This window comes from Nocardioides pocheonensis (assembly GCF_003725535.1).
Lineage (GTDB): Bacteria > Actinomycetota > Actinomycetes > Propionibacteriales > Nocardioidaceae > Marmoricola > Marmoricola pocheonensis.
Genome location: NZ_RJSF01000044.1, coordinates 413,881 through 440,051 on the forward strand (window position 1 = coordinate 413,881; position 26,171 = coordinate 440,051).

At 73.5% G+C, this 26,171-nt stretch carries 28 protein-coding genes; 14 read left to right on the top strand and 14 right to left on the bottom strand.

Annotated elements, in window-relative coordinates; translation table 11 throughout:
• Window positions 1-6: 6 nt before the first annotated feature.
• Both larC and larB read right to left on the bottom strand, forming a co-directional pair.
• Window positions 7-1,227 (bottom strand): nickel pincer cofactor biosynthesis protein LarC, encoded by a 1,221-nt coding sequence (gene larC / locus EFL26_RS19175; RefSeq protein ID WP_246000275.1) that lies wholly within the window; start codon window positions 1,225-1,227, stop codon window positions 7-9.
• Window positions 1,224-1,931: a nickel pincer cofactor biosynthesis protein LarB gene (gene larB / locus EFL26_RS19180; protein WP_123224596.1), complete on the bottom strand. Its 708-nt coding sequence runs from the start codon at window positions 1,929-1,931 to the stop codon at window positions 1,224-1,226. Before larB ends, larC begins: the two co-directional genes overlap by 4 nt.
• Window positions 1,932-2,117: 186 nt before the next feature.
• On the opposite strand from larB, the gene EFL26_RS19185 reads away from it, so the two are divergent.
• Window positions 2,118-3,014 (top strand): HEAT repeat domain-containing protein, encoded by an 897-nt coding sequence (locus EFL26_RS19185; protein WP_123224479.1) that lies wholly within the window; start codon window positions 2,118-2,120, stop codon window positions 3,012-3,014.
• Here EFL26_RS19185 and EFL26_RS19190 read toward each other — a convergent pair.
• Complete coding sequence (locus EFL26_RS19190; RefSeq protein ID WP_123224480.1) at window positions 3,011-3,850, bottom strand: prephenate dehydratase; 840 nt, start codon at window positions 3,848-3,850, stop codon at window positions 3,011-3,013. The genes EFL26_RS19185 and EFL26_RS19190 overlap by 4 nt on opposite strands.
• A gap of 44 nt (window positions 3,851-3,894) precedes the next feature.
• Window positions 3,895-4,557, bottom strand: coding sequence for a TetR/AcrR family transcriptional regulator (locus EFL26_RS19195; protein ID WP_123224481.1), 663 nt, complete (start codon window positions 4,555-4,557; stop codon window positions 3,895-3,897).
• Window positions 4,558-4,694: 137 nt separating this feature from the next.
• Between EFL26_RS19195 and EFL26_RS19200 the strand changes: the two genes are divergently transcribed.
• Window positions 4,695-5,114 carry a DUF4446 family protein gene (locus EFL26_RS19200; RefSeq protein WP_123224482.1) on the top strand — a complete coding sequence of 140 codons (420 nt, stop codon included), beginning with the start codon at window positions 4,695-4,697 and terminating at the stop codon, window positions 5,112-5,114.
• A 33-nt stretch (window positions 5,115-5,147) separates the two neighbouring features.
• On the opposite strand, the gene EFL26_RS19205 is transcribed toward EFL26_RS19200, so the two are convergent.
• The 4 genes from EFL26_RS19205 to EFL26_RS19220 form a co-directional block, all read right to left on the bottom strand.
• Entirely contained in the window at window positions 5,148-5,618 is a 471-nt protein-coding gene (locus EFL26_RS19205) for a nitroreductase family deazaflavin-dependent oxidoreductase (RefSeq protein WP_123224483.1), read from the bottom strand.
• Between the two features lie 61 nt (window positions 5,619-5,679).
• Entirely contained in the window at window positions 5,680-7,266 is a 1,587-nt protein-coding gene (locus tag EFL26_RS19210) for a bifunctional phosphatase PAP2/diacylglycerol kinase family protein (protein WP_246000276.1), read from the bottom strand.
• Between the two features lie 8 nt (window positions 7,267-7,274).
• Entirely contained in the window at window positions 7,275-8,699 is a 1,425-nt protein-coding gene (locus EFL26_RS19215; RefSeq protein ID WP_183408265.1) for a sensor histidine kinase, read from the bottom strand.
• Between the two features lie 5 nt (window positions 8,700-8,704).
• Window positions 8,705-9,385 (bottom strand): response regulator transcription factor, encoded by a 681-nt coding sequence (locus EFL26_RS19220; protein ID WP_123224485.1) that lies wholly within the window; start codon window positions 9,383-9,385, stop codon window positions 8,705-8,707.
• A 140-nt stretch (window positions 9,386-9,525) separates the two neighbouring features.
• Between EFL26_RS19220 and EFL26_RS19225 the strand changes: the two genes are divergently transcribed.
• Entirely contained in the window at window positions 9,526-10,092 is a 567-nt protein-coding gene (locus EFL26_RS19225; RefSeq protein ID WP_123224486.1) for a hypothetical protein, read from the top strand.
• Window positions 10,093-10,263: 171 nt separating this feature from the next.
• The gene (locus tag EFL26_RS19230) at window positions 10,264-11,901 is read left to right on the top strand and encodes an acyl-CoA dehydrogenase family protein (RefSeq protein WP_123224487.1); all 1,638 of its coding nucleotides are present in this window, start codon (window positions 10,264-10,266) and stop codon (window positions 11,899-11,901) included.
• An 81-nt stretch (window positions 11,902-11,982) separates the two neighbouring features.
• On the opposite strand, the gene EFL26_RS19235 is transcribed toward EFL26_RS19230, so the two are convergent.
• Window positions 11,983-14,277: an FdhF/YdeP family oxidoreductase gene (locus EFL26_RS19235; protein ID WP_123224488.1), complete on the bottom strand. Its 2,295-nt coding sequence runs from the start codon at window positions 14,275-14,277 to the stop codon at window positions 11,983-11,985.
• Between the two features lie 99 nt (window positions 14,278-14,376).
• On the opposite strand from EFL26_RS19235, the gene EFL26_RS19240 reads away from it, so the two are divergent.
• Genes EFL26_RS19240 through EFL26_RS19255 form a run of 4 tightly spaced genes read left to right on the top strand, consistent with a single transcriptional unit; the run spans window position 14,377 to window position 18,056 of the window.
• Entirely contained in the window at window positions 14,377-15,333 is a 957-nt protein-coding gene (locus EFL26_RS19240) for a hypothetical protein (RefSeq protein WP_123224489.1), read from the top strand.
• Between the two features lie 40 nt (window positions 15,334-15,373).
• A complete protein-coding gene (serS, locus tag EFL26_RS19245; protein WP_123224490.1) occupies window positions 15,374-16,702 on the top strand; it encodes a serine--tRNA ligase in 1,329 nt (442 codons plus the stop codon).
• Window positions 16,703-16,740: 38 nt separating this feature from the next.
• Entirely contained in the window at window positions 16,741-17,544 is an 804-nt protein-coding gene (locus EFL26_RS19250; RefSeq protein ID WP_281273819.1) for an HAD family hydrolase, read from the top strand.
• Entirely contained in the window at window positions 17,532-18,056 is a 525-nt protein-coding gene (locus EFL26_RS19255) for a GNAT family N-acetyltransferase (protein ID WP_246000277.1), read from the top strand. The genes EFL26_RS19250 and EFL26_RS19255 overlap by 13 nt, the downstream gene beginning before the upstream one ends.
• Here the strand turns inward: EFL26_RS19255 and EFL26_RS19260 are convergent.
• Complete coding sequence (locus EFL26_RS19260) at window positions 18,045-18,641, bottom strand: TIGR03086 family metal-binding protein (RefSeq protein ID WP_123224492.1); 597 nt, start codon at window positions 18,639-18,641, stop codon at window positions 18,045-18,047. The two genes, EFL26_RS19255 and EFL26_RS19260, sit on opposite strands and share 12 nt — an antisense overlap.
• A 126-nt stretch (window positions 18,642-18,767) precedes the next feature.
• Here EFL26_RS19260 and EFL26_RS19265 point away from each other — a divergent pair, with 126 nt between their 5' ends.
• From EFL26_RS19265 to EFL26_RS19275, 3 genes are read left to right on the top strand one after another with little or no spacing between them, the layout of a single operon-like run.
• Window positions 18,768-19,565 carry an HAD family hydrolase gene (locus EFL26_RS19265; RefSeq protein ID WP_246000278.1) on the top strand — a complete coding sequence of 266 codons (798 nt, stop codon included), beginning with the start codon at window positions 18,768-18,770 and terminating at the stop codon, window positions 19,563-19,565.
• A 4-nt stretch (window positions 19,566-19,569) separates the two neighbouring features.
• Window positions 19,570-19,887, top strand: coding sequence for a 4a-hydroxytetrahydrobiopterin dehydratase (locus tag EFL26_RS19270; RefSeq protein WP_123224493.1), 318 nt, complete (start codon window positions 19,570-19,572; stop codon window positions 19,885-19,887).
• Between the two features lie 18 nt (window positions 19,888-19,905).
• Window positions 19,906-20,478, top strand: coding sequence for a hypothetical protein (locus tag EFL26_RS19275; RefSeq protein WP_123224494.1), 573 nt, complete (start codon window positions 19,906-19,908; stop codon window positions 20,476-20,478).
• Here the strand turns inward: EFL26_RS19275 and EFL26_RS19280 are convergent.
• The gene (locus tag EFL26_RS19280; protein WP_123224495.1) at window positions 20,475-21,041 is read right to left on the bottom strand and encodes a bacterial proteasome activator family protein; all 567 of its coding nucleotides are present in this window, start codon (window positions 21,039-21,041) and stop codon (window positions 20,475-20,477) included. The genes EFL26_RS19275 and EFL26_RS19280 overlap by 4 nt on opposite strands.
• Window positions 21,042-21,132: 91 nt before the next feature.
• Between EFL26_RS19280 and EFL26_RS19285 the strand changes: the two genes are divergently transcribed.
• Window positions 21,133-21,624: a hypothetical protein gene (locus tag EFL26_RS19285; RefSeq protein WP_148046774.1), complete on the top strand. Its 492-nt coding sequence runs from the start codon at window positions 21,133-21,135 to the stop codon at window positions 21,622-21,624.
• Here the strand turns inward: EFL26_RS19285 and EFL26_RS19290 are convergent, their stop codons facing one another.
• Genes EFL26_RS19290 through mobA form a run of 3 tightly spaced genes read right to left on the bottom strand, consistent with a single transcriptional unit; the run spans window position 21,625 to window position 23,649 of the window.
• Window positions 21,625-22,611, bottom strand: coding sequence for an NAD(P)H-quinone oxidoreductase (locus EFL26_RS19290; RefSeq protein ID WP_123224497.1), 987 nt, complete (start codon window positions 22,609-22,611; stop codon window positions 21,625-21,627).
• 30 nt (window positions 22,612-22,641) lie between these two features.
• Window positions 22,642-22,947 (bottom strand): DUF6457 domain-containing protein, encoded by a 306-nt coding sequence (locus EFL26_RS24575; RefSeq protein WP_221177040.1) that lies wholly within the window; start codon window positions 22,945-22,947, stop codon window positions 22,642-22,644.
• A 51-nt stretch (window positions 22,948-22,998) separates the two neighbouring features.
• The gene (gene mobA / locus EFL26_RS19295) at window positions 22,999-23,649 is read right to left on the bottom strand and encodes a molybdenum cofactor guanylyltransferase (protein ID WP_246000279.1); all 651 of its coding nucleotides are present in this window, start codon (window positions 23,647-23,649) and stop codon (window positions 22,999-23,001) included.
• A gap of 66 nt (window positions 23,650-23,715) precedes the next feature.
• Between mobA and EFL26_RS19300 the strand changes: the two genes are divergently transcribed.
• Window positions 23,716-24,495 (top strand): carbon-nitrogen hydrolase family protein, encoded by a 780-nt coding sequence (locus tag EFL26_RS19300; RefSeq protein ID WP_123224498.1) that lies wholly within the window; start codon window positions 23,716-23,718, stop codon window positions 24,493-24,495.
• A 422-nt stretch (window positions 24,496-24,917) separates the two neighbouring features.
• A complete protein-coding gene (locus EFL26_RS19305) occupies window positions 24,918-26,144 on the top strand; it encodes a hypothetical protein (protein WP_148046775.1) in 1,227 nt (408 codons plus the stop codon).
• The last annotated feature ends 27 nt before the right edge of the window (window positions 26,145-26,171 follow it).

The following is a 26,171-nucleotide window of genomic DNA, read 5'->3' on the forward strand; positions in this document are numbered from 1 at the left end:
CCAAACCTACGAGGTGGCCTCGCGGGCGTGGGCGGCCGCCTCGGCGAGCACGTCCTTGACCGGTCGCCCGGTGGCGCGCGCGGCAGCCCGTACGTCGGCGTACTCGGGCTGGACGTTCATCAGCTCGCCGTCGAGCCGGGCGAGCTTGACCGCGACGCGATGGCCGTCGACCTCGACCGCGACGAACTCCCGGTCGAGGGCGACCTTCGCGAAGGTCTGCTCGCGCACGCCGATGGTGGAGGTCTGCCGGAACACCTCGCGCCGCACGGCGTCGGCGGCGTCGGCGTCGGCGGCGACGAGCACGTGAAGGGTGTGCGCGGGCCGGCCCTTCTTCATCAGGATCGGGGTGAGCCAGGCGTCCGAGGCGCCGGCGTCGAGGAGGGCCGCGATCACGTCCGGCCACAGCCGGGGGTCGAGGTCGTCGACGTTCGCCTCGATGACGAGCGCCTCCTCGGTCCGCTGCTCTGCAGCGGGGTTCGCATCGGTGTCGACCGCTTCCCCGACGACCAGCCGCACCACGTTGGCGTGCCCGGCGGGGTCGCGGCCGCCCGCGCCGACGCCGACGGTGTCGACCGCCATCGGCGGCTGCGGGCCGAACTCGTCGGCGAGCACGGCCAGGAGCGCCGCCCCGGTGGGCGTGGTGAGCTCGAGGTCGACCGGACCGCCGTACGACGGCAGCCCGCGGAGCAGCTCGACCACGGCGGGGGCCGGGACGCCGACCGCGCCGTGCGCGATCCGCACCGTCCCGCCGCCGAGCGCGACGGGGGAGCAGACCAGCCAGTCGAGGCCGAGGTGCACGAACCCGGCCGCGACGCCCACGACGTCGGCGATCGAGTCCAGAGCGCCGACCTCGTGGAAGTGCACGTCGTCGACGGCGACCCCGTGCACGGCCGCCTCCGCCTCGGCGATCCGGCCGAAGACCTCCAGCGCCACGTCGAGCACGGCTGGGTCGAGCGAGGAGTCCTCCACCAGCCTCCGGACGTCGGCCCAGGAGCGCTCCGTGGCCGAGTCGGCGACGCGGACCAGGCACCGTGTGGCGGCGAAGCCGTTGCGGGTCGCCGGCTCGGCGCGCAGCTCGACCGGCTCCGGGGTGACCGCGTCGACCGCGTCCCGGATCACCTCGAGCGGCACGCCGGCGTCGACCAGCGCGCCGAGGAGCATGTCGCCGCTGGCTCCGGAGGACGCGTCGATCCAGGCGACGGTGCCGGCTGCGCCCGCGAGCCTCACGGGTGCGACCTCGCGTTGCGCGCGACCCGCGCGGCGAAGACGCCCGCCCCGTAGCCGTTGTCGATGTTCACGACGACCACACCGGGGGCGCAGGAGTTCAGCATGCCGAGGAGCGCGGCGATCCCGCCGAACGAGGCGCCGTACCCGACGCTGGTCGGCACCGCCACCAGCGGCACGCCGGTCAGCCCGCCGACCACGCTGGGCAGCGCACCCTCCATGCCGGCGACCACGATGAGGCAGTCGGCGTCGGCGAACCGGTCGCGCGCCTCGAGCAGGCGGTGCAGCCCGGCGACGCCCACGTCGTCGATCCGGCGTACGTCGGCCCCGTGCACCCGCACGGTCAGGGCCGCCTCGGCCGCGACCGGCGCGTCGCTGGTGCCGGCCGCGATCACCGCGACGGTCCCGCGGGTCTCCGGGAGCGGCCCCAGGGTCGCGGCGCGCGCGACGTCGTCGATCGCGGCCGCGGGGAGCTCCGCGGCGATCCGTGCCTGCGCCTCCGCCGAGAGCCGGGTGGCCAGCACGGCCCGCTCCGGGTGGCGGGCGTGCAGCGTGCGGAGGATCTCGACGACCTGGGTCGGGGTCTTGCCCTCGCCGTACACCACCTCCGGGTCCCCGGTACGCCGGGCCCGGTCGACGTCGACCCGCGCGAAGCCGAGGTCGGCGGTCCGCTCGCCGGGGCTCTCGGCGTCGGGGTGCTGGCTCACCCCTGCGAGGCTACTGGCGCCGGCGACGACCCGGAACACTGCCGGCCGGTGGTCAGGGCACCTGGACCTTCGACCCTGTCCCGCAGCACCGCCGCCGGCGTGTACTGGAGGTGACTCGGGACGAATCCGGAGCCGAAGGGTCGGAGGAGTGATGTCCCCTTTCAGAGGTTCGTTCGCCACGCCGCCGTGGTCGCCGCGATCCTCTCGCTGCTCCTGACGAGTGCCTGCGGGCAGTCGATGAAGGACACGATCGCGAGGACGAAGGATGCCAGCCTGACCGTGCACCAGCGGTGCACCGCGATGGACGACCTTGCCTTCGAGGGGAAGCGGGCCGTCGCTCCGCTGCACGAGCTCACCCACGACCCGAACGCCGAGGTCGCGACCTGCGCCCGGAAGGCGATCGCGGGGATCTTCGACTCCGGTGCCGCGGATGCGTTGGTGCCGTTGCTCGCCGATGACGACCCGCGTGTGGTGGTGAGTGCCACCGAGGCGCTCGGGCAGATCGGCAAGCGCAGCACGGTCCCCGCGCTCGTGCCGCTGCTGCAGTCGCCGAACCGGCAGGTCGAGATCGAGGCGCTCCACGCCCTGGGCACGATCGGTGACAAGAAGGTCGTGCCGGCCATCGAGGAGGTGGCCCTGCGTCGCGGCGCGACCCCCGCCGAGGACAAGGCCGGCCGGAAGGTCCGGATCGCCGCGGTCGGCGCTCTGGGGAACCTCGGTGACCAGCGCGCGAGGACAACGTTGGTGCGCGTGCTCGGCAGCGATCCGGCCTGCTCCCGGGCGGCCGGGGCGTCGCTCGCCGCTCTCTACCAGGACGACGTCACGCCGTTGCTGCCGTTGCTCCAGGAGCGTCGACACGTCGCGCTCGCGTTCGGGCTGGTCGACATCGGCCAGGAGGGGACCGAGGACTCCCTCGTCGCCGCGCTGCACCGGTTCGGCGACCTCGAGCTCGCCGAGTACTACCTGAACTGCGGGAACCGCAGGCTCGAGAAGGCGGCCCGGACATGGGCGGACGACCACGGCTACTCCGTGCTCACCCATCCCGGTGTGGGCGGCGACGAGTGGGGCTCGGCCTCCGACTAGTCCGCCCGGAAGGCATCCGCCGGGTAGACCCCGAGGATCTTCACGTCGGTGGTGAAGAACGCCAGTTCCTCCAGCGCGTTCTTGAGACCGGTGTCCTCCGGGTGCCCGTCGACCTCGGCGAGGAACTGGGTGGCCGCGAAGTGGCCGCCGACCATGTAGCTCTCCAGCTTGGTCATGTTCACGCCGTTCGTCGCGAAGCCGCCGAGCGCCTTGTAGAGCGCCGCCGGGAGGTTGCGGACGTTGAAGATGAAGCTCGTGACCACCGGGCCCCGGTCGCGGGGGGCCTGCACGAAGTCGCGGCTGAGCACCACGAAGCGCGTGGTGTTGTCGTCCTCGTCCTCGACGTCGCGAGCCAGGATCTGCAGGCCGTAGATCTCGGCGGCCAGCGGAGGCGCGATCGCCGCCTGTGCGGGGTCGGCGGCCTCGGCAACCTCCCGAGCAGCGCCCGCGGTGTCGCCGGAGATCACCGGAACGAGGTCGTGCTCGCGGATGATCCGGCGGCACTGGCCGAGCGCGTGCACGTGGCTGTGCACGGTCCGGATGGTCTCGAGGGTCGCGCCCTCGGTGGCCATCAGGTGGAACTGGATGCGCAGGAAGTGCTCGCCGATGATGTGCAGCCCGGAGGTCGGCAGGAAGTGGTGGATGTCGGCGACGCGTCCGGCGATCGAGTTGTCGATCGGGATCATCGCCAGCTCGGCGTCGCCGTTCTCCACCGCCGCGAACACGTCCTCGAAGGACGCGCACGGGACCGCCTCCCAGTCGCCGTAGTGCTGCTTGCAGACGATGTGGGAGTTCGAGCCGGGCTCACCCTGGTAGGCGATGCGTCGTGCAGTCACGCGAGCATCTTGGCACTGAACCGAGCGCCCGGCTCGGGCACGGCTCAGCTGGTGGCCCAGCGCTCGCCGAGCTCGGCGTCGGCGGGCGCCGGCGCCGGGAGGGCGGAGGTGGCGCCGGGGCGCAGGGCGTCGAGCAGCAGGGCCAGGTAGCGACGCCGCAGGGCCGTGGTGCGCTCGACGTCGTCGACCCGGATCGCGCTCAGCTCCTCGAGCAACATCGGCAGGTCGTTGACCTCGAGGTCCGGGCGGACCGCCTTCGCAGCCTTCGTCTGCTCCACGACCCGCTCGGTGAGGACGTTGGCCTGGGCAGCCAGCTCGCGCAGCTCGGGGGTCGGGGTGAACGTGCCGGCCAGGTGCACGGTCAGGGAGTGCACGTCGGCCTCGACCATGCCGGTCAGGAAGCCGGCGAACGCCTCCCACGGGTCGAGCCCCGGCGCGAGCGCGTGCTCGGCCAGCTCCACGTGGCGCCGGAGACCGTCCGCGCAGAGGGTCTGGAGCAGCTCCTCCTTGCTCGGGTAGCGCCGGTAGAGCGCGCTGATCCCGACCCCGGCCTTGTCGGCCACGGACGAGATCGGCGCCCGGGGGTCGCTCAGGAAGACGTCGCGGGCGGCCGCGCGGATCATCGCGTCGTTGCGCCGCGCCTGGGCCTGACGTCCGCCGAGCAGGCGCGGCGAGACTCCCGGAGCGGAGGCGGACGCAGCAGCCATGCCTTCGACGATAGCACCGCGAACGGAATGCTCTGTTCCGCCTTTGTTGCCCCCTGCGCGAGCGGCTTCGGTCGTCGTCGCGTCCGGGCCCGCGCGTCGGGCCGGACGGGCCCGCCCGCGTGCCTACGCTCCTCTGCATGAACACCGCGGTCTCGGTCCTCGCCCTCCTCGTCGCCCTGGGTGCGCTCGTCGTCGCGCTCGGCACCTGGCGCACGGTGACCGCGCGGTCGGGGAGCGGCGACGTGGCCGACCTCCCGCAGGACGCGCTCGGCCTGCGGCACGAGGTCGCGGCCCTGCGCGGTGAGGCGGCCACGGCCCTCAAGCACCTTGCGGTGGTCCGGTACGACGCCTTCGGTGCTGGACTGGACAGAAGCAGCGGCGGCCACCTGTCCTGGTCGCTGGCCCTGCTCGACGACCACGGCGACGGCGCCGTGCTGACCTCCATCCACGGCCGCAACGAGGCGCGCGCCTACGCGAAGTCGATCACCGCGTGGCGGTCCGACCAGCCGCTCTCCCCGGAGGAGGAGGAAGCCGTCGGCCACGCCCGCCGGACGTGAGGGCAGCGCCACGCTGAGCCCGACGTGGCGGTCTCAGGCCACCTTCGTGAGCAGGAAGACCGGGATCACCCGGTCGGTGCGCTCGGCGTACCTGGCGTAGTTGGGCCAGGTCCGGAGCATGTGCTCCCAGGCGGCAGCGCGCTCGTCGCCGGACAGCTCGCGCGGGGTGGCGTCGAAGGTGCGCCCGTCGACGGTCACGGTGACCCGCTGGGCGGCGCGCACGTTGAGCACCCAGACGGGAGCCTTCCTCCCGCCGAAGTTGGAGCCGGCGATCAGGTACCCGTGGTGGTAGGGCACGCACAGGATCGGCGTGGACCGGGCGATCCCCGACTTCCGGCCGAGCACGGTCAGCATCATGCTCGGCAGCCCGGCGATCCGGAGCAGCGACCACGTGCCCTTGGTCACCCGCTGGATGAACTTGTCGATCGCGGTGATCTGCGGCAGGAACCGCGGCAGCCAGGGGATGCTGCCGAGCCAGATCGCCACCGGCGTGAGCGCGTTCATCCCGGGGATTGTGCCAGCCGACGGCGTACGACGGCAGCCGGCAGCCGGTCGGGCAACGGTCTCAGCGGGGCACGCGGACCAGCAGCCGGCCGTGGATGCACTCCGCGCGGAGCTCTTTGCCCGGGGCGATCAGGTCGCCGTCGAGCTGGCGCGGGGCGGGCGCCTGGGTGCGGACGATCACCTCGCGTCCGGTCATCCTCGTGATGGTCTCGTCGGTCCGCTTGTTGCGGGTCAGCACGCGCGCCGCGATCGGCACCCAGGAGAGGAAGCGGCGGGGGTAGAGCATCACCACGTCGAGCTGGCCGTCGTCGATCGCGGCGTCCGGGATCAGCGGCATGCCGGCCTGCAGGTGGCCGACGTTGCCGATCACCAGCGTGCGTGCCCGGTGCCGGGTGAAGGGTCCGCCGTCGACCGACACCTCCACCCGGATCGCCGGGAACATCAGCGCCTTCAGCGCGCTCCACACGTACGCGAGCCAGCCCACCTTCTGCTTGAAGGTCTCGTTGACGCCTTCCATGATCGCGGCGTCGAAGCCCATGCCCGCCATCACCAGGAAGGTGGCGTCCTCCATCTCGTCGCCGGTCACCCGGACCATGTCGATCGCCCGGTCCTGGCCGTTGAGGCCGACGTCGACCGCGGCGCGCAGGTAGAGCGGGATCGAGAGGTTCCGGGCGAGCAGGTTGCCGGTGCCGGCGGGCACGATCCCGACCGGGATGCCGGTCCCGGCCAGCTCCTCGCACACCGCGCGGATGGTGCCGTCGCCGCCGATCGCGAGCACCAGGTCGGCGCCGGACACGGCCGCCTCGTGGGCCATCTGGTACCCGGTGTCCTCGACGGTCGTCTCCCACCAGCTGACCTGCTGCCAGCCCGACTCGAGCGCCATCTTCTCGACCATCACCCGGAAGCCCGCCGGGTCGTCGACCTTGACCGGGTTGAGGATCGCTGCGACCCGTCGCTCCGAGGACGGGATCGCCTCGGGCAGGGGATCCATCACCAGGGCGATCGACCGGGGCTGGGGGTCGTAGACCACGAGGGCGAGCAGCGCGACGGCCGAGCTGAGGAGGAAGCCGGCCACCACGTCCGACGGCGAGTGCACCCCGAGCAGCACCCGGTCGGCTCCCACGGCCAGCGCGAGGAGGACGGCCAGGACGCCGACGGCACGGCGCAGCCCTCTCCGACGGATCAGCATCCCGCTGAGGACGATCGCCACCCAGGCGCCGGCCGCGATCGCGGTCGCGTGTCCGGAGGGGAAGCCGAACCCGCCGATGTCGCTGAGCGGGTGGGCCCAGTGCGGTCGGGGGCGCTGGACGATGTCCTTGACCTCGGGGGACGCCACCCGCGACACGGCCAGCACGATCACGGCCCAGGCGCCGGCCCGGCGGTAGCCCTTGAGCGCGAGTGCCACCCCCGCCAGCACCCCGACGGCGAGCACGATGTTCGGATGGAACACGGCGGCGACGACCTCGGCAGTGCGCTGCACCCAGTGGTGGTCGGAGGTGAAGGCGAAGGGCCGCCGCCCGAGCGTCCGGTCGAGGTCGAGCAGGGGACGCCACTTGCGGTCCACCAGCACGGCGAGCGCGACGAACAGCCCGGCGCACAGCAGCGCACAGGCCAGAGCGGTCCAGCGCCCGCGGCGGGTGTCGATCACGGCGAGGATTATGCCCCGAGGGTCCCGGGCCCCCTGACGGCGTCGAAGCGGACCGTCATCACCGTCCCGGTCGGGTCGCCGGCTGAGGCGGTCAGGCTCCCGCCCATCCGCTCGCACAGTCGCTGGGCGATCGAGAGCCCGAGGCCGGTGCCGACGGCACGCTGGGCGGCGTACCGGTCGCGGAGGTAACCGCGCTCGAAGGCGCGCTCGTGGTCGCCGGGCTCGAGCCCGGGACCCGAGTCCACCACCGACAGCGCGGTGCCGGCGGCGTCCTGGACGGCGCGCAGCTGCACCTCGCCGCCCGACGGCGTCGCGCGCATCGCGTTCTCCACGAGGCCGTCGAGCAGCTGCCGGACCCGCACCGGGTCGCCCGGGAACGGGGCCGGTCGATCGGGCAGCTCGACCCGGAGCACCACGCCCGCGGACGCCGCGGTGGCCTGCCAGGCCGCCGCGGTGCTGGTCAGCAGCTCGGCCGGGTCGACGGTCACCGTCTGGAGCCGGAAGTCGTCGGCCTCCAGGCGGGCCAGCGCGAGGAGGTCGGCGATGAACTGGTCGAGTCGCCGGGTCTCGGCGGTCAGCGTCTCGCCCACGGTCGTGGTCTGGTCGGGCGCGACGGCGCCGTCGCGCAGCGCCTCGGCGTACCCGCGCAGCGCGGTGAGGGGCGTCCGCAGCTCGTGCGAGATCGACAGCAGGAACTCCCGCTGCCGCGCCTCGCTCGTGGCGAGGGCCCGGTCGAGCGCGGTCAGGGCCCGGCTCATCTCGTCGACCTCGCGCACCGCGGCCGGCGGCGGCTCCGGCAGCCCGCGCTCGCCCGCCGCGAGCCGGTGCGCGCGGTCGGCGGCGTCCCGCACCCGCGCCGTCGTACGCCGGGCCGACAGCAGCGTGACGACTCCGGCGGCGAGGAGGCCGAGCAGAAGGGCCAGGCCGAGCCGGCGGAGCAGTGCGCCGGTGGCGGCACCCACGCCGCTGGTCGGCTGCACTCCCACGACCACCGTGCCGCGGCCGGCGAGCGTGCCGCGCTCGACGGCGCGCGCCTCGACCAGGTACTCGCGGCCGCCGACCCGATGCCGCGTCGAGAGCGTGCCGGTGCGCCGCACCTCGGCGGTGTCGGCGGGGGTGAGGTAGTCCAGCGCGCTCCCGGCGCCGCCGCCCTCCGCGGTCAGCAGACCGTAGCGCCGGTCGTCCGGCCCCACGGTGGTGCGCTCCTTGCTCAGCAGCTGGACGCTGAGCCGCGGGGTGCGGGCCAGGGTGTCGACCGCCCGGACCAGCTCGTCGCGCGACTGCGACTGTGCGACACCGCGGACGAGCGGCACGCCGAGCAGCACGGCGACCAGGGCGACGACGAGCGATCCGGCGAGGGCCGCGGTCACCATGCGTGACGCGAGCGAGCGCGCGTCCGGCGGCGCGGCGTCGCCCGGGTCGGTGGCTGCCACGGGGCTCATGGGGTCGCGGCCGAGTAGCCGACGCCCCGGTGCGTGCGGATCGGGGCGTGCGGCCCGAGCTTCGACCGGAGCTGGGCCACGTGCACGTCGACGGTCCGGCTGCCGCCGTAGTCCGCGGTCCCCCAGACGGTGGAGAGCAGCTGCTCGCGGCTGAACACCTGCCCGGGTCGGCGCAGCAGCGCGGCCAGCAGGTCGAACTCGGTGGCCGTCAGGTGCACGTCGTCGCCTGCCATCTGCACCCGGCGGGTCACGGGGTCGAGCCGCAGGGCACCGAGCTCGATCGCCGACGCCGTCGCCTCGCCGCGTGCACGGCGCAGGATCCCGGCCACCCGCGCGACCAGCTCGCGCGGCGAGAACGGCTTCGTGACGTAGTCGTCCGCCCCGAGCTCGAGCCCCAGGACGCGGTCGATCTCGTCGTCGCGGGCGGTCACGAAGATCACCGGGGTCCAGTCGTCCTCGGCCCGCATCCGCCGGCAGATGTCGATGCCGTCGAGGCCGGGCAGGCCGACGTCGAGGATCACGACCGCCGGCCGCAGCCGTCGGATCTGGGCGAGGGCCTGCCCGCCGTCGCGCTCGACGTGCACGCCGTACCCGGCCTGGGTGAGGTAGAGCCGCTCGACGTCGGCGATCGCGGGCTCGTCCTCGGCGATCAGCACCAGGCCCCGGTCGGCGTTCACGTGACCATGAAACCGGACCCCGGCGGGCTCCGGTGGCGAGCGCGCGGATTCTTACGTCCCTCGAACATCGCCCGAACGCTGCCTGCACCCGGCACGCCCACGCTGGACACGTCAAGCAGTCGACCCAGAGAGGACGGACCATGAGTCCCTTCACCAGCTTCGTCTCCCGCAAGGTGCTCGGCGCCGTCGCGGCGTTCGCCGTGTTCGCCGCGTCGCTCGCGGGCTTCCTGCTCGCCCACTCGGTCGCGGCCGGCGCGGCGGCAGGCTCCGGCACCGCGGCGTCGCAGACGGCGGAGGTCTTCGACGCCGCGCTCGCCGACCCCTCGTCGGCCGGCAGTGGAGCGGTCGCATCGGCGGACCCGGCCGGTCGCGCCAAGCTCCGCGCCGACCTCCGGGCCGCCTTCAGGCTCCAGGGCGACGCGCGCCGTGCTGCCCTCGCCGAGATCCGGGCGAAGGCCCTCGCCGGCGACTACGGACCGGCGATCCAGCGGCGTGCGGAGCGCCGCGACATCCGTCACGACCTGCTGTTCAGCCTGCTCCCCGACAACCTCCAGCAGGACCTCCAGGCGTTGCAGGCGGCACCGGCCGACCAGCGCAAGCAGATGCGCGCCGACATCATGACCAAGGCCCTCGCCGGCGAGTACGGCCCCGACGTGCAGCAAGCCGCCGAGCGGCTCCGGGCCCTGCACCACGCCACGACCTCCTGAGCGCGTCGGATCCCCCGGTTCCTGCCCCCGCCACCTCCCTCCCGGCGGGGGCAGGTGGGGGTCATTACAACCTTGTGACAATCGACGTGAAGATGTAATACTGGGCGGACAGTCGACCCGTGCGGAACCGCGCCGGGGCGGGCTGTCCGGACCGGCGTCGAAGGAGCTCCCGTGCCCGCCACCCACGAGGTCACCAACCAGGTCCCGCCGCTGGTCGGGCACGACGTCGCGGCGTACCCCGCGCTGCTGGAGAGCCTCTCCCGCGAAGGTGCGGGGTGGGCGACGGACGACCTCCACGCCCTCGGCCGGCGCGCGGGCAGTGCCGAGGCACAGGAGTGGGGACGGCTGGCCGAGAAGAACCACCCGGTGCTCCACACCCACGACCGCTACGGCCACCGCGTCGACGAGGTGGAGTTCGACCCGGCGTGGCACCAGCTGATGACGGTTGCCGTCGAGGCGGGCATCCACGCCGCCCCGTGGGCCGACGTCCGCGAGGGCGCCCACGTGGCACGCGCCGCCAAGGAGTTCGTCTGGACCGCGTCCGATGCCGGCCACATCTGCCCGATCTCGATGACGTACGCCGTGGTGCCGGCCCTGCGCCACGCCCCCGACCTCGCCGCGACGTACGAGCCCCTGCTCACCGCCACGACCTACGACTTCGGCCTGCGCGTCCCGGCGACGAAGCGCGGCCTGATCGCCGGCATGTCGATGACCGAGAAGCAGGGTGGCTCCGACGTCCGCGCCAACACCACGACCGCCACGCCCGCCGGTGACGGCGCCTACGCGCTCGTCGGCCACAAGTGGTTCACGTCGGCGCCGATGTCGGACTTCTTCCTGACCCTCGCGCAGGCGCCCGGGGGACTCTCGTGCTTCTTCGTGCCGCGCGTGCTCCCGGACGGCTCCCGCAACCCGATCCGGCTGCAGCGGCTCAAGGACAAGCTCGGCAACCGCTCGAACGCTTCCTCCGAGATCGAGTACGACGGCGCCCTCGGCTGGCTCGTCGGTGAGGAGGGGCGTGGCGTCCCCACGATCATCGAGATGGTCAACATGACCCGGCTGGACTGCACGATCGGATCGGCCGCCGGCATGCGGATCGCGACGATGCAGGCCGTCCACCACGCCCGGCACCGCAGCGCCTTCGGGAAGCTCCTGGTGGACCAGCCGCTGATGGCGAACGTGCTCTCCGACCTCGCTGTCGAGGCCGAGGCCGCGACGTACGCCGCGATGCGGCTGGCCGGCGCGACCGATCGCGTGGCACGCGGCGACGAGCAGGAGGCGATGGTCCGCCGGGTCGCGCTCGCGGTCTCGAAGTACTGGGTCTGCAAGCGCGCGCCGTCCCACGCCGCGGAGGCGCTCGAGTGCCTGGGCGGCAACGGCTACGTCGAGGACTCCGGCATGCCGCGGCTGTTCCGCGAGTCTCCGCTGATGTCGATCTGGGAGGGCTCCGGCAACGTCGCCGCCCTGGACACGCTCCGTGCGATCGGGCGCCAGCCCGAGAGCCTGCAGGCGTTCTTCGACGAGGTCGAGCTCGCGGCCGGCGCCGACAGTCGCCTCGACGACGCGCTCGCCCACGTGCGCAAGGAGCTCACCGACTTCGAGGACATCGAGTACCGCGCCCGCCGCATCGTCGAGCAGCTCGCCCTGGTCTTCCAGGGCTCGCTCCTGGTCCGTCACGCTCCTTCGGCAGTCGCCGACGCGTTCTGCGGCTCGCGGCTCGGCCGCGACTGGGGCGTCGCCTTCGGCACGCTGCCGGTCGGCGTGGACACCGCGGCGATCATCGAACGCGCCGGCACCGATCCCGTCGAGTAGGGGAGAACCGCCCCGCGAGTCCGGGGTTTCCGCCCTCCCGTGGGGCGGTTTCCCCTTGTTCGTAGAGTGGTTCCGGCCAACTCAACGAGCCGCTCGACGCTCCAGCCGCACGACCACGCTCTTCGACACGGGCGTGTTCGACACCTTCGCCACCGAGTCGAGCGGCACCAGCACGTTCGTCTCCGGGAAGTACGCCGCGGCGCACCCGCGTGCGGTGGGGTAGGGGACGACCCGGAAGTCCTCGGCCCGACGCTCCCCGTCGGTCCACACGCTGACCAGGTCGACCTGCTCGCCATCGGCCAGGCCGAGCTCGGTCAGGTCGTCACGGTTCACGAACACCACGCGCCGGCCGGCCCGGATCCCGCGGTAGCGGTCGTCGAGACCGTAGATCGTGGTGTTGAACTGGTCGTGGCTGCGCACGGTCTGCAGCAGCAGGTGCCCGGGGGGAACAGTGAGCACGTCGAGGGGGTTCACGGCGAAGCGCGCCTTGCCGGTCGCGGTACGGAACTCCCGCCGGTCGCGCGGCGGGTGCGGGAGCGGGAAGCCGCCGGGGCGGCGTACGCGCGTGTTGAAGTCCTCGAACCCCGGCACCACCCGGGCGATGTGGTCGCGCACCGTGTCGTAGTCGGCCCGCATGCCGGCCCAGTCGACGCCATCCCCCGACGACTCAGCGTCGTCCGGGAACAGCTCCTCCGCCAGCCGGGTGACGATCGCGACCTCGGACAGCAGCTGTTCCGAGGCCGGGTCGAGCCGGCCCTGCGACAGGTGCACCATGCCCATCGAGTCCTCCACGGTCACGGCCTGCGGCCCGCTGAGCTGCTCGTCACGCTCGGTGCGACCGAGGCAGGGGAGGATCAGCGACTCGGCGCCGCAGAGCCCGTGCGAACGGTTCAGCTTCGTGCTCACGTGGACGGTCAGGTCGAGCCCGGTCATCGCGGCCGCGGTCGCCTCGCTGTCCGGCGTGGCTGACACGAAGTTGCCGCCCATCGCGAAGAACGCGCGGATCCTGCCGTCGCGCATGCCCCGGATCGTGTCGACCGAGTCGAGTCCGTCGTCGGCCGGCGGAGTGAAGCCGAACTCCTTCTCGAGCGCGTCGCGGAACGGAGCGGGCATCTTCTCCCAGATGCCCATCGTCCGGTCGCCCTGCACGTTGGAGTGTCCGCGCACGGGGCACAGCCCTGCCCCCGGCTTGCCGATGTTGCCGCGCAGCAGCATCAGGTTGGTGATCTCCTGGATGGTCGCGACCGCGTCGCGGTGCTGGGTCAGCCCCATCGCCCAGCAGACGATCACCCGCTCGGACTCGCAGTAGCGGCGCGCGAGCCCCTCGATCTGGTCGCGCTCCAGACCCGTGGCGGCGAGCACCTCGTCCCAGTCGAGAGCCTGCAGCTGGGCGACGTACTCCTCGTACTCCGAGCAGTACGCCGAGACGAACGCCTGGTCGACCGCGCCGGCATCGACGGTGAGCCGGGCGAGCGCGGCGAAGAGGGCCTGGTCACCGGCCAACCGCACCTGCACCAGCTCGTCGGCCAGGTCGGTGCCCTTCACCATCCCCTGCGGCGTCTGCGGGTTGTGGAACCGGCGCAGGCCCGCCTCGTCGAGCGGGTTGACGTTGACGATGTGCGCGCCGGCCTTCTTCGCCTTCTCCAGCGCGGTCAGCATCCGCGGGTGGTTGGTGCCGGGGTTCTGCCCCACGACGAGGATCAGGTCCGCGGCGTACAGGTCCTCGAGCAGCACCGAGCCCTTGCCGATGCCGATCGAGTGAGACAGCGCCGCACCGCTGGACTCGTGGCACATGTTCGAGCAGTCCGGGAGGTTGTTGGTGCCCAGGCGCCGCACCATCAGCTGGTAGAGGAACGCCGCCTCGTTCGACGTGCGGCCCGAGGTGTAGAAGGACGCCGCGTCGGGCGACGGCAGCGAGTGCAGCCGGTTCGCGATCAGCGTGAACGCGTCGTCCCACGAGATCGGCCGGTAGTGCGTGTCGCCGGGCGCCCGGTGCACCGGCTCGGTCAGCCGGCCCTGCTGCCCCAGCCAGTAGTCGGACCGCTCGGCCAGCTCGGCAACCGGGTGCGCGGCGAAGAACTTCCGGTCGACGCGCCGCAGGGTGGCCTCCTCCGCCACCGCCTTCACGCCGTTCTCGCAGAACTCCGCGCGGTGGCGGTGGTCCGGGTCCGGGTCGGGCCACGCGCACCCGGGGCAGTCGAAGCCCGTGTCCTGGTTGACCCGGGCCAGCGTCAGCGCCGTACGACGCACGCCCATCTGCTCCCAGGCCATCGTGAGCGCCTTGGCGACGGCGGGAGCGCCGGCCACCGAGTGCTTCGGCCCGCCGACGTGGACGGCGTCGTCGGTGGGATCCTCGCGGGGTGCTCGTCGGGCCATCTGGCCATTGTGGCGCGGGCACCCGCACCGACCCAGCGGCTGCCGGCGCGCCCGGGTCGTCTGTCAGACTCGACGAGGGACGACGAACCAGGAGACGCGATGCCCAGGCTCACCACCACGCGCGCGCTCGCGGCGACGGCCGCGGCTCTCGTCGTCACCGTGCTCGCCGGCTGCGGCAACGCCACCCCCGACCGCGCCTCCGCGCCCGCGCAGAGCGGCTCCGCCGACACGGCGCAGGCGCAGGCCGGCAACGGCGACTGGTTGCTCCGCTTCACCACGGCCGAGGGTGAGGACGGCGAGCAGGCCCGCGCGGTCTACGTGCAGTACAACCCGACGACCGGAGCGGCGCAGTCGCGGGCGCTGCCTCGCGTGACGGCGTCCGACGCCAGCCAGGACGAGCAGGTGCTGATGGTCAGCGCCGACCACCGGTGGGCCATCCCCGACACCGGTGTCCCCGGGTCGGAGTCCAGGACGGGCAAGCTCACCCTCTACTCGCTCACCAGCGACGCGACCGAGTCGCTCGACATCCGCGCCCTGACCGGTCATCCGGACCTGAAGGCGGTCGGGTGGGCCTTCGACCCGACCCACGCGGGCCTGCTCCGGGTCGTCGACACCGGGCTCGGCGTGTGGAAGGTCGACCTCGCGGCGAAGTCGGCCACGCAGGAGGGCACGCTGCCCCGACGCGACGGGTGGATCTTCGGCAACGGCTTCGACAAGGCGACCGGTGAGCCCTACATCGAGAGCATCGACAGCGACCAGACCGAGCCGGCCGGCAACGGCGACAGCGACACCCGCCCGGTCGAGCGGGAGGGCGGCACCCTGCTCCGGTACGACGGCGAGCCGCTCGACGCGCTGCCCAAGCCGCCCTGCGGCTTCGCCGGTGGCTTCCGGTACGCCGACGGCTCGGCATGGCTGTTCTGCGCGGACACGCCGAGCATCGCGGCGTACCAGGCGGCGAAGGACGGCGCGACCTGGCACCGGTTCGGCACCCCGTCGCAGTCCGTCGTCCCGAACGCCGCGGCCGAGCTGACCTTCGCGCTGCCGCCCGTCGCCTGAGCCGGGAAACCCGGTCGACCGCGGCCGATATCCTCAGCGTGTGATCGATCCCCGGCTGCTCCGCGACGACCCCGACCTGATCCGCGCTGCCCAGGCGAAGCGAGGTCTGTCCGCGTCGGTCGTCGACGAGGCGCTCGCGGCCGACGAGGCGCGACGGGCGGCGATCGCTGACTTCGAGCGGCTGCGTGCCGAGCAGAAGCAGCTCGGCAAGCTCATCCCGCGGGCGCAGGGCGACGAGAAGGCGGCCCTGCTCGAGCAGACCAAGACCCTGGCCGCCCAGGTCAAGGCCGCGGAGTCGGCCCAGGGTGCGGCCGAGGACGTCTGGAACGCCGCGATCCGGGCGATCCCCAACCCCGCCGCCGACGATGCGCCCGCGGGCGGCGAGGACGACTACGTCGTGCTCGAGACCGTCGGCACGCCGCGCGACTTCGCGAGCGAGGGCTTCGAGCCGCGTGACCACGTCGAGCTCGGCAAGATCCTCGGCGCGATCGACCTCGAGCGCGGCGCCAAGGTCTCGGGCTCGCGGTTCTACTTCCTGACCGGCGTCGGCGCCGAGCTGGAGTTCGCGCTGGTCAACCTCGCGATGGAGCAGGCCCGCGAGGCCGGCTTCACCCAGGTGATCGCCCCGTCGCTGGTCAAGCCGCGAGCCATGGAGGGCACCGGCTTCCTCGACCAGGCCGCCGACGACGTCTACCGGATCGAGGGCGAGGAGATGTATCTCGTCGGCACCTCGGAGGTCGCGATGGCGGCGTACCACTCCGACGAGATCCTCGACGGCGCCTCGCTGCCCCGCCGATACGCCGCCTTCAGCCCGTGCTTCCGCAAGGAGGCCGGCTCGCACGGCAAGGACACCAAGGGCATCATCCGGGTGCACTGGTTCGACAAGGTCGAGATGTTCGTCTACACGACGCTCGAGGACGCCGAGGCCGAGCACGAGCGGCTGCTCGGGTGGGAGAAGGAGTTCCTCGACAAGCTCGAGCTCGCCTACCGGGTGATCGACACCGCGGCCGGCGACCTGGGCCCGAGCGCGAAGCGGAAGTTCGACTGCGAGGCCTGGATCCCCACCCAGGGCAAGTACCGCGAGCTCACCTCCACCTCGAACTGCACCGACTTCCAGGCCCGCCGCCTCGACATCCGGGGCCGTTTCCCTTCGGCAGGCTCAGGACAAGCGCCGGAGCAGCGCCAGCCCGAGGTCCGCCCGGTGGCGACGCTCAACGGCACGCTGACAGCGATCCCGCGCACGATCGTGGCGATCCTCGAGACCCACCAGCAGCCGGACGGCTCGGTGCGCGTGCCGAAGGCGCTGCAGAAGTGGCTCGGTCGCGAGGTCCTCGAGCCGGTCGCCGCCGCGACCGGGCTCGGAGGTTGAGCTTGCCGAAACCGCCCGGCGAATCCTGGATCCCGAAGCTGGTCGCCCTCGACATCGACGGCACCCTCCTCGCCTGGATCGAGGGCCGCGGCACGACCCACGAGGAGGTCCGGCCTGCCGTCCACGACGCCGTGCAGCGCGCGCACGACGCCGGTGCGCACATCGTGCTGGCCAGCGGCCGCTCGCCGCACGGCATGACCGGGATCGCCGACCTGCTCGACCTGCACGACGACGGGAGCGACCCGCTCTGGGTGGTGGCCTCCAACGGCGCCGTGGTGTTCCGCTACCCGCCCCTCGAGGTCGTCCACGAGGTCACCTTCGACGCCCGCGAGGCCGTGCGTGCGGTCCTCGCCGAGCACCCCGAGGCGATGGTGGCCGTGGAGGAGCGCGGCGTCGGCTACCGGCTCAACCGGCACTTCCCCGAGGGTGAGCTGTCCGGGGAGCTGATCGTCTCCGACCTCGAGGAGATGATCGCCGAGCCGGTGAGCCGTGTGATCATCCGCGACCCGGACGCCACCGCCGAGGACTTCGTCGCCACGGCCGCCCGGCTCGGTCTGCACGGCACCAACTACGTCGTCGGCTGGACCGCCTGGCTCGACCTCTCACCGGTGGGCGTGCACAAGGCCAGCGGGCTGGCGGAGGTGTGCCGTCGCCTCGGGGTCGACCGCGCCGACGTGCTCGCGATCGGCGACGGCCGCAACGACGTGGAGATGCTGCGCTGGGCCGGCCGCGGCGTGGCCATGGGACAGGCCGTCGAGGAGGTGCGCGCCGCCGCCGACGCGGTGACCGGCGCCGTGGGCGACGACGGGGTCGCCCAGGAGCTGTGCCGGTGGTTCCCGTGACCGGGACGCTCGACCCGGTGGTCAGCACGCCGCGGCTGCGCCTGGAGCTGATCACCCCGGAGGAGGCGTCCGGGATGCTCGCCGGCCGCCGCCGGCCCGAGTGGCACCCCGACTACCCGCGACGCGACGACCTGGACGCGGTCTCGATGATCGCGGCGGCCGCGGGTCCGGACGCCGACCTGAGCTGGAGCCCACGCCACGTGGTGCGCGCCTTCGACGGCCTGGTCGTCGGGTCGATCGGGTTCTTCGGGCCGCCCGACGCCGGTGACGACGGGGTGCCCGAGACGGAGATCGGCTACGGCCTCGTCGAGGACGCGCGCGGTCGGGGCGTCGCGACCGAGGCGGTCACCGGGCTGCTGGCGCACACCGACCGGCTCGGCGTACGCGTGCGGGCGAGCGTGGCGCCCGACAACACCGCCAGCGTGCGGGTGCTGGCCAAGTGCGGCTTCACCCAGCTGCGCGGTGCCGACGACGAGGGCAACCTCGTGATGGCCCGCCCGCTACCTGCCTGAGCGCGGCGTCCACGCGGGGTCGCGCCCGATGAACGCGACCAGCCGGCTCTCGGGGTCGGCGTCGGGCGCCACCGCGACGCGGGGGCCGTACTGACCGCTCGACCGGAGCAGGTCGTCCATCGGCTCCATGCCGGCCAGCATCGCCGCGCACCGCACCGGGTCGAGCGCCGGCTCCTGCCCGGTCGCCCGGGCCAGGTCCCAGGTGTGCAGGAACACGTCCGAGGTGTAGAACCGGTCGATCGCGTCGTCGAGTGGGAGCTCGCCGATGTGCGGGTTGGTGAGCAGGCGGTCGTGGCACGTGGGGTCGTCGAGCAGCGCCTGTACGCCGGCGCAGTGCACCTCCCACGCGCCGACCGGGTCGTCGTCGACGGACGGGCCCGGGGGGAGCCGCACCCCCGCACCGGCGTCGAGGAAGGCCGGGAGCCAGTCGACCAGGTGGGCGACCACGTCGCGTGCCCTCCACTCGGGCACCGGTGACGGGTCGTCCCAGGCCTCCGCAGGGGTGGCCACCACCAGTGCGGTGAACCGGCCGGCGATCGCGCGGTGCTCGTCGCGGGGGTTGCTCGTGCTCTCGTGCTCAACCATAAGGTTGAATACAATAGCGAAGCCCGGTCCTCGTGGGAACCCCTCGCGTGAACGGCTCCCGGCGAACCCGGACGGTCAGGCCCGGGAGGTGGCTAGGGTCGGGCTGTGCTGGCTGGCGTGCGACTCGTGGCGACGGACCTCGACGGCACCCTCGTGCACTCCGACGGGTCGGTGACCCCGCGCACCCGGGCCGCCCTGGTCGCGGCCGAGGAGGCCGGCCTCGAGGTCGTGTTCGTGACCGGCCGGCCGTTGCGCTGGGCGGAGGAGGTCTTCGAGCACGTCGGCGGCCACGGTCTCGCGATCGTGTCCAACGGAGCACTGGTCTGGGACGTCGCCGGCGCGCGCGTGCACCTGATCCGGCCGATCGACCCCGCCACCGGCATCGAGGTCGCGCGCCGGATCCGCGCGGCCGTGCCCGACAGCCACTTCGCGGTCGAGACGCTCGAGGGGATCGCGCTCGAGCCGGGGTTCCTCGAGCGCCACCCGGTGCCCGACGGCGCCGTCCGCGGTCCGATCGAGCAGATCTTCGCGCGGCCGGCCGTCAAGCTGCTGGCCCGGCACGAGACCCTGGGCTGGGAGGAGTTCTGGGCCGCCGCCGACGAGGCGGTGGACGGGCTGGTGGAGATCACGTGGTCCTCGGCGACCTCGCTGCTCGAGATGAGCGCGGCCGGCGTCACCAAGGCGTCCACGCTCGCCCTGCTGTGCGAGGAGCGAGGCATCTCCGCCGACCAGGTGCTGACGCTCGGTGACATGCCGAACGACATCCCGATGCTCACCTGGGCCGGCACGTCGTACGCGATGGCGAACGCGCACCCCACGGTGCGCGCGGCCGCGCAGCACCTCGCGCCGGCCAACGACGAGGACGGCGTCGCCCAGGTCATCGAGTCGCTGCTCGACAGCCGCGCCGCTCCGTGGCAAGACTGAGTCCATGGCGGTGATGGACGACGACGAGATCGCAGCGGCCCTGGAGCGTTTCCCGCACTGGCGGCGTGAGGGGCACACGATCACGCGACCCGTGGAGGCACCCTCGTTCCTGGAGGGCATCGACCTGGTCGGAGTGGTCGCCCGTGCGGCCGAGGCCGCGAACCACCACCCGGACATCGACATCCGCTGGCGCACGGTCACGTTCACGCTGAGCACGCACTCCGAGGGCGGGATCACCGCGAAGGACTTCGCCCTCGCCGAGCAGATCGACGACGCGGTCAGCCGGGCGGTCGCCCACGAGATCGACGAGCCGGGCGAGTGACCGCCGGGTGACCCGCGCGTGAGCCGCCCCCCGGTCGGCCGCCTGGCGCTCGCCCTCGCGGTCACGCTCGGACTGCTGGTGCTCACCCCGAGCCCGTCGTGGGCGTGCAGCTGCGCGGCGGTGGGCACCGCCCAGCACGTCCAGTACGCCGGCACGGTCGCCGCGGGCACCGTCGACTGGACGGCCACCGACGGCCAGACCCGCACCTACAAGGTGGACTTCGACACCGTCTGGAAGGGCGCCGCCGCCGGGTCCGAGAAGCTGAGCACCAGCGCGTACGACGCGTCCTGCGGCCTCGGCGATCTCGCCACCGGCAAGCGCTACCTCTTCTTCATCGAGGGCCGGCACCCGGGCGCGATGCGGGTCGGCCTCTGCGGCGGCACGGTCGCCTACGACGATGTGCTGGCCCGGGAGGTCCAGCAGGTCACCGGGCCGCCGGGGAAGCCGCTGTCCGCACCGACCGACGAGGCCGCGCCGGACTCCTCGGGCGCTGGCTCGCGCCCGCTCGCGGTGCTCGGCATCGGCGCCGCGCTCCTGGCAGGCCTGGCCGCCGCTGCCGTCGCGCTGCGGCGCAGGGAACAGAGGACCTAGAGGTACAACCCGCTCGAGTGGTCGCCGCGTCCGGGCACCTCGCCCTCCTCGGACACGCCGGCCTGCGGCGGCATCGCGCCCGGCGGCAGCGCGCGGCGCATCTGCTCGAGCTGGGCCCGGGCAGCCATCTGCTGGGCGTAGATCGCGGTCTGGATGCCGTGGAAGAGGCCCTCGAGCCAGCCGACCAGCTGGGCCTGGGCGATCCGCAGCTCCGACTCCGACGGCGTGCTGGAGCTGAACGGGTCGATCAGCCGGTCCAGCTCCTCTCCGAGCTCGGGCGCGAGGCCCTGCTTGAGCTCGCCGATCGAGGTCCGCAGTACCCCGGCGAGCCGGCTGCGACCGGCCTCGTCGACGGGTGCTGCCTTCACCTCCTCGAGCAGCATCCGGATCATGCTGCCGATCCGCATCACCTTCGCCGGCTCCTCGACCAGCTCGGTCACCTGCTCGGTGTCGTCGTCCTCACCCTGGCTCGCGCCGGCAGCCTGGCCGGCGACCTGCGAACCCTGGGGATCGATGATCAGGATGCGGGGGTCGTGCGGCTGCTCGGGCTGTTCGGTGGACATGCCCGCAACCCTAGACGAGCACGTCCAGCGCTCGCGATGCGAAGGTCGCAAACCGCTGCGGGCCGCGCTCGCGTCGGGTTCACTGGGCCCCATGAGCCACTCGATGCGCACGCGTGCGCTCGCGGCCGCCGTCGTCCTGGCCGCCTCGCTGACCGGCCTGACCGCGTGCGGCGACAGCGGCGGCACGACGGTCACGACCAAGGACGCCAAGGTCAAGGTCGACAAGGACAAGGTCACCGTGCAGACGTCGGAGGGCACGGCCACGATCGGACAGGGCCTGCCGGACGGGTTCCCGAAGGGCGACATCCCGCTGCTCGACGAGAAGGTCGTCAACGGGGTGAAGGGCGCCGACGGCGGGCCGTTCGCCTGGTCGGTGGTGATGACCAGCGCGCGGCCCATCGACGACCTGAGCAAGCAGGTCACCCAGGCGTTCGGCGCGGCCGGCTACACCGCCGCCCGGGCCAACGAGCTCGGCGACGTGAGCATCCACCAGTTCACCAATGCGACGTACGACGTGGGCGTCACGATCGCGCGCACCGGTGACGGCGTGACGATCACCTACCTGGTGAAGAACAAGTCCTGATCAGGTCCTCAAGAGGATCTTCCCGGTGTGCGTGCCGGCGTCCATGAGGGCGTGCGCCTCGGCGACCCGGTCGAGGGAGAGCTCGGCGCCGACGATCGGTCGGACCCGGCCGATCTCGACCAGGGGCCAGACGTGCTCCTCGACCGCGCGGCAGATCGCAGCCTTCTCCGCGCTCGGACGAGCGCGCAGCGTGGTCGCGATCACCGCGCCTCGCTTGGCCAGCAGCGCGGCGATGTCGAGCTCGCCGCGGGTGCCGCCCTGCATGCCGATGATCGCCAGCCGCCCCGACGTCGCGAGCGCGCGCACGTTGGGGTCGAGGTACTTCGCCCCCATGTTGTCGAGGATCACGTCCGCGCCGCCGGCCTCGCCGAGCACCTCCACCCAGAGCGGGATCCCGGAAGCGGCCTCGTCGCGGTAGCTGATCGCCCGCTCGGCGCCCAGGCTGCGGCACAGCTCGAGCTTCTCCTCCGACCCGGCGGTGGCGAACACCCGCGCGCCGAGCGCGGCGGCGAGCTGGATCGCGAAGCTGCCGATGCCCCCGGCGCCGCCGTGCACGAGCAGCTTCTCGCCCGGCTGCAGGTGGGCGAGCATGAAGACGTTCGACCACACGGTGCACGCCACCTCGGGCAGCGCGCCCGCCACCGCGAGCGGTACGCCGTCGGGCACGCGCATCAGCTGCCCGGCCGGTGCGACGACCTGCTCGGCGTACCCGCCCCCCGCGAGCAGGGCGCAGGCCTCGTCGCCGACCGACCACCCCTCGACGTCGGCGCCGACGGAGCGCACGGTGCCGGAGCACTCGAGCCCGAGGACGTCGCTGGCTCCGGGCGGAGGCGGGTAGAAGCCCTGGCGCTGCAGCAGGTCCGCGCGGTTGACGGCGGTGGCGACGACGTCGAGCACGACCTCGCCGGGCCCGGCCACCGGGTCGGGCAGCTCGGCGAGGGTCAGGGTCTCGGGGCCCCCCGGGCTGGGCACGGTGACGGCACGCATGCGCTCAGCATAGGAACGCGCCGTCGGGGGTCAGGCCTCGACCGACTCCAGCTCTTCCTCGACCTCGGGGTCGTCGTCCTCGTGGGCGACGTCGTAGGGCGTCTTGTCCCAGCGCTGGGCCAGGGCCAGGGCGGCGCCCGCGAGTCGCTCGACCTCCTCGGGGTCGCCGTCGAACTTGGCAGCGGCGTACCCGAGCAGGAACGTGGTGATCGGCGCGGCCGGTCGATCCACGTTGTGGGCGGCCTCCCGCGCCACGTCGAGGACGAGTGCCTCGTCGAGGTCGACCTCCACGTCGAGCACGTCGCAGAGCTCGTCGATCCAGTCGTGCAGGTTCACAACGCCACGATTACCCACACGGGCGGGCGACGCAAGGGAAAGCGCGAAACCTCACCCGTCTGTGCGCGAATCCGGATCCTTCGCGCGGCCTTCGCCACCGGGGCCGAGAGCCTCGCGTAGGGCGACGAGGTCCTCCCAGGTGTCGAGGTCGCGGGTCTCCTCGGCCGTCGATGCGACCTCCGCGAGCCGCAGACCCGTCACCAGCTCGCGCATCGACAGGCCGTGTCCGGCCCGGTCGTCCGCCGCTGCCTCCAGGGCCGAGAGCGAGTACGCCGCGCAGAGGCTCTGCCGGCGCCCCGACGGGTCGACGAGCACGGCGCCGTCGTCGCGGACCGCGTCGATCAGGCGGCGCACGGTGTCCTGGGAGACCAGCGGCATGTCGACGGCGAGGACGACGACCCAGGTCGGCGTACGGGCGAACCGGCGGACGCCGGCGAGCAGCCCGGCGGCCGGTCCGCCGCCGGCCGGGTCCTCGCGGGTGAACGTCACCGGCCGGCTCGTGGGGACCTCCGGTCCGACCACCACCACCTCGTCGACGTCGGCCAGCGCCGCCAGCGCGTGGTCGAGGAGGGTCCGGCCACCCACCTCGATCGAGGCCTTGTCCGCGCCGCCGAGCCTCGCCCCGCCGCCTCCGGCGAGCACGACGGCGCCGACGGGGACGTCGCCCGGGGCACCCGGCTGCGGGTCCAGCTCTCCTGCCACGGGTCGCAGTGTGTCACCGCGACGGGCCTGCAGCCCGGTGTCGGCCCGCATGGCAGGCTGGTCGCCATGGCCGCCGACCTCCTGCGCGTGACCCTCTGGCAGCACGCCTCCGACCTCGATCCGGCCGCCAACCGGGCGGCCCTCGACCGGGTCCGCGACCTCGCCGACGGCGCCGACCTCGTCGTGCTCCCCGAGGCGTTCGCCCGTGAGTTCGGTGAGCCCGGCAGCGACCTCACCCCGTACGCCGAGCCGCTGGACGGGCCGTTCGCCACCGCGCTCGGCGAGCTGGCCGACAGCGAGGACGTCACCGTGCTGGCCGGCATGTTCGAGCGCGCCGAGGACACCGACCGGCCCTACAACACGCTGGTCCTCGCCGGGCCGGGCGCGCGGACGACGTACCGGAAGATCCATCTCTACGACTCCTTCGGCTACCGCGAGTCCGACACGCTGGCCCCCGGCCCGACCACGCCCGTCACCGCCCGCGTCGGCGACGCGCGGATCGGCCTGATGACCTGCTACGACCTGCGCTTCCCCGAGCTCGCTCGCGCCCTGTCCGCCGAGGGTGTCGACGTGCTCGTCGTGCCCGCCGCCTGGGTCGCCGGCCCGGGCAAGGTGATGCAGTGGCAGACGCTGCTGCGGGCGCGCGCGATCGAGAACGTCTGCTGGGTGGTCGCGGCCGCACAGCCCGGCCCGCGCTACTGCGGCCACTCGATGGTGGTCTCGCCGACGGGCGAGGTCGTCGTCGAGGCCGGTGACGGGGAGGAGGTGCTCGCCGTCGCCCTGGACCTCGACGCGGTCCGGCAGGCGCGCTCGGTCAACCCGTCGCTGGACAATCGCCGGATGTGAGCCGTTGATAGGCTCCGACGTCGGTCACGTGAGCGCCGGTGACCCTGCTGGGGGTCGCGCCGACGGCGCTCTCCCCAGCCACTCAGGAGAAGGTGGGACAGCTGTCCGGTCCTGATCGCACCCCCGGCCGGCGACGCGCCGTGCCCGGGGACGCGTCGCGGCCGACCGGCGACCCCGCGTCCGGCCGTCCCGGTACGCCGAACCGGCCGCCCGCCCGACGGGCCTCCCGTCCCGCGACGAACCTGCCCCCGGCTCCGCCGCCGGAGCGACCCGCCGCCCGCCCGCCCCGTCGTCGAGCCGAGCCCGGGACGCCCGTGCCGGCCCGCCCCGACTCCACCGCCACCCCCGCCTCGGTCCCGGTCTCGGCTGACCGACCCCCGCGGCGCGCGGACCGGCAGCCACCGACCCCGTCCGAGCCCACCGTGTCCGAGCCGACCCCGTCCGAGCCCACAGCGTCCGAGCCGACCCCGGTCGAACCGGCGCCCGACCCGGCTCGCCCGCACCGTCAGCGCGCGCGCCAGGGGCCTCGTCCCGCGCCGACCCGACGCGCCGAGTCAGGTCGACGCGCGGGCCGAGCGGCACGACAGCAGCGCGACACCGGCACCACCACCCCGGTCCAGAGCCCGGCGTCGTCGGAGCGACCCACCCGCGAGCGTGCCCGAGCCGCCCTCCGGCGCACCCTGATGGGCCTCTGGGTGCTCGTGGTGCTCGCCGCGACCGTGGGCATCGTGGCCGTCCGGGTCTCCGCCGACGTCCCCGACGCCGTACGACAGGTCGCCGCGGGGAGCCTCTCCGCGGCGCTCGCCCTCGCGCTCGCGGTGCGCACCGGCGGTCGGCCGGTCTGGGCCGCGGTGCTCGCGGCCGGCACGGCGACCGCCGCCTTCGTCACCGGCTGGGAGCCACTGCTCGACGGCGCGGCCGTCGGCACCGGCGTGCTGGCAGCCACCCTGGGCGTGATGGCGACGGTCCCCGCGGCGACCGTCGGCAGGGCGGTCCGCGAGGCGCTGATCGCCACCGCGATCGGCTGGGTCGGCGCCCTCGGCGTCGTCGCCTACGGCCCGCGCGCCCGGCTCGACGTCGACCTCGTCCGCTTCGGGTACGCCGTGCTCGGCCTCTCCCTGGTCGGCGCGATCGCCCTCGTCTACCGCCTCGGCGCCGGCCTCCACGGGCTCGGCCGCCGCGGCTACGTCGTCGCCGGCGGCGCCGTGCTGATGCTCGCGTTCGCCCTCGCCTACAGCGAGGCGATCGCGCAGTGGGGTTCGCGCGACCTCGTCGGCACCATCGACGACTTCCGCGACTCGACGAAGGACCTCCTCGGCGCCGTGCCGCACCCGATCATGGCGCTGCTCGGCTACCCCGCTCTGGTCTGGGGCGTGTTCATGCGTGCCCGCCGCCGCCAGGGCTGGTGGGTCTGCGCCTTCGGCGTCGCGGTCACCTCGCCGACGGCCACGCGCCTCGTGGCCCAGGACCTGAGCACGAACAGCGTCGTCCTCGGTGCCCTCTACAGCGTCCTCGCCGGCTCGGCGATCGGCTACCTCGTGATCCGGGTCGAGCAGTCGCTGACCGGCACGCACGGCCGCCGCGCACGGCGCGACGAGGAGGCCGAGGCCCACCGTCCCGAACCCCGCCGGTTCGAGCCGCTGCACTGACCGCCACCGCTCGCGCCGCCCGAACGT

Coding starts and splice junctions, on each gene's coding strand:
- EFL26_RS19195 (WP_123224481.1), bottom strand. CDS start 4,557: ATGGCTGCTGCGTCCGCCTCCGCTCCGGGAGTCTCGCCGCGCCTGCTC.
- EFL26_RS19200 (WP_123224482.1), top strand. CDS start 4,695: ATGAACACCGCGGTCTCGGTCCTCGCCCTCCTCGTCGCCCTGGGTGCG.
- EFL26_RS19205 (WP_123224483.1), bottom strand. CDS start 5,618: ATGAACGCGCTCACGCCGGTGGCGATCTGGCTCGGCAGCATCCCCTGG.
- EFL26_RS19225 (WP_123224486.1), top strand. CDS start 9,526: ATGAGTCCCTTCACCAGCTTCGTCTCCCGCAAGGTGCTCGGCGCCGTC.
- EFL26_RS19235 (WP_123224488.1), bottom strand. CDS start 14,277: ATGGCCCGACGAGCACCCCGCGAGGATCCCACCGACGACGCCGTCCAC.
- EFL26_RS19240 (WP_123224489.1), top strand. CDS start 14,377: ATGCCCAGGCTCACCACCACGCGCGCGCTCGCGGCGACGGCCGCGGCT.
- EFL26_RS19260 (WP_123224492.1), bottom strand. CDS start 18,641: ATGGTTGAGCACGAGAGCACGAGCAACCCCCGCGACGAGCACCGCGCG.
- EFL26_RS19270 (WP_123224493.1), top strand. CDS start 19,570: ATGGCGGTGATGGACGACGACGAGATCGCAGCGGCCCTGGAGCGTTTC.
- EFL26_RS19280 (WP_123224495.1), bottom strand. CDS start 21,041: ATGTCCACCGAACAGCCCGAGCAGCCGCACGACCCCCGCATCCTGATC.
- EFL26_RS19285 (WP_148046774.1), top strand. CDS start 21,133: ATGAGCCACTCGATGCGCACGCGTGCGCTCGCGGCCGCCGTCGTCCTG.
- EFL26_RS19290 (WP_123224497.1), bottom strand. CDS start 22,611: ATGCGTGCCGTCACCGTGCCCAGCCCGGGGGGCCCCGAGACCCTGACC.
- EFL26_RS19300 (WP_123224498.1), top strand. CDS start 23,716: ATGGCCGCCGACCTCCTGCGCGTGACCCTCTGGCAGCACGCCTCCGAC.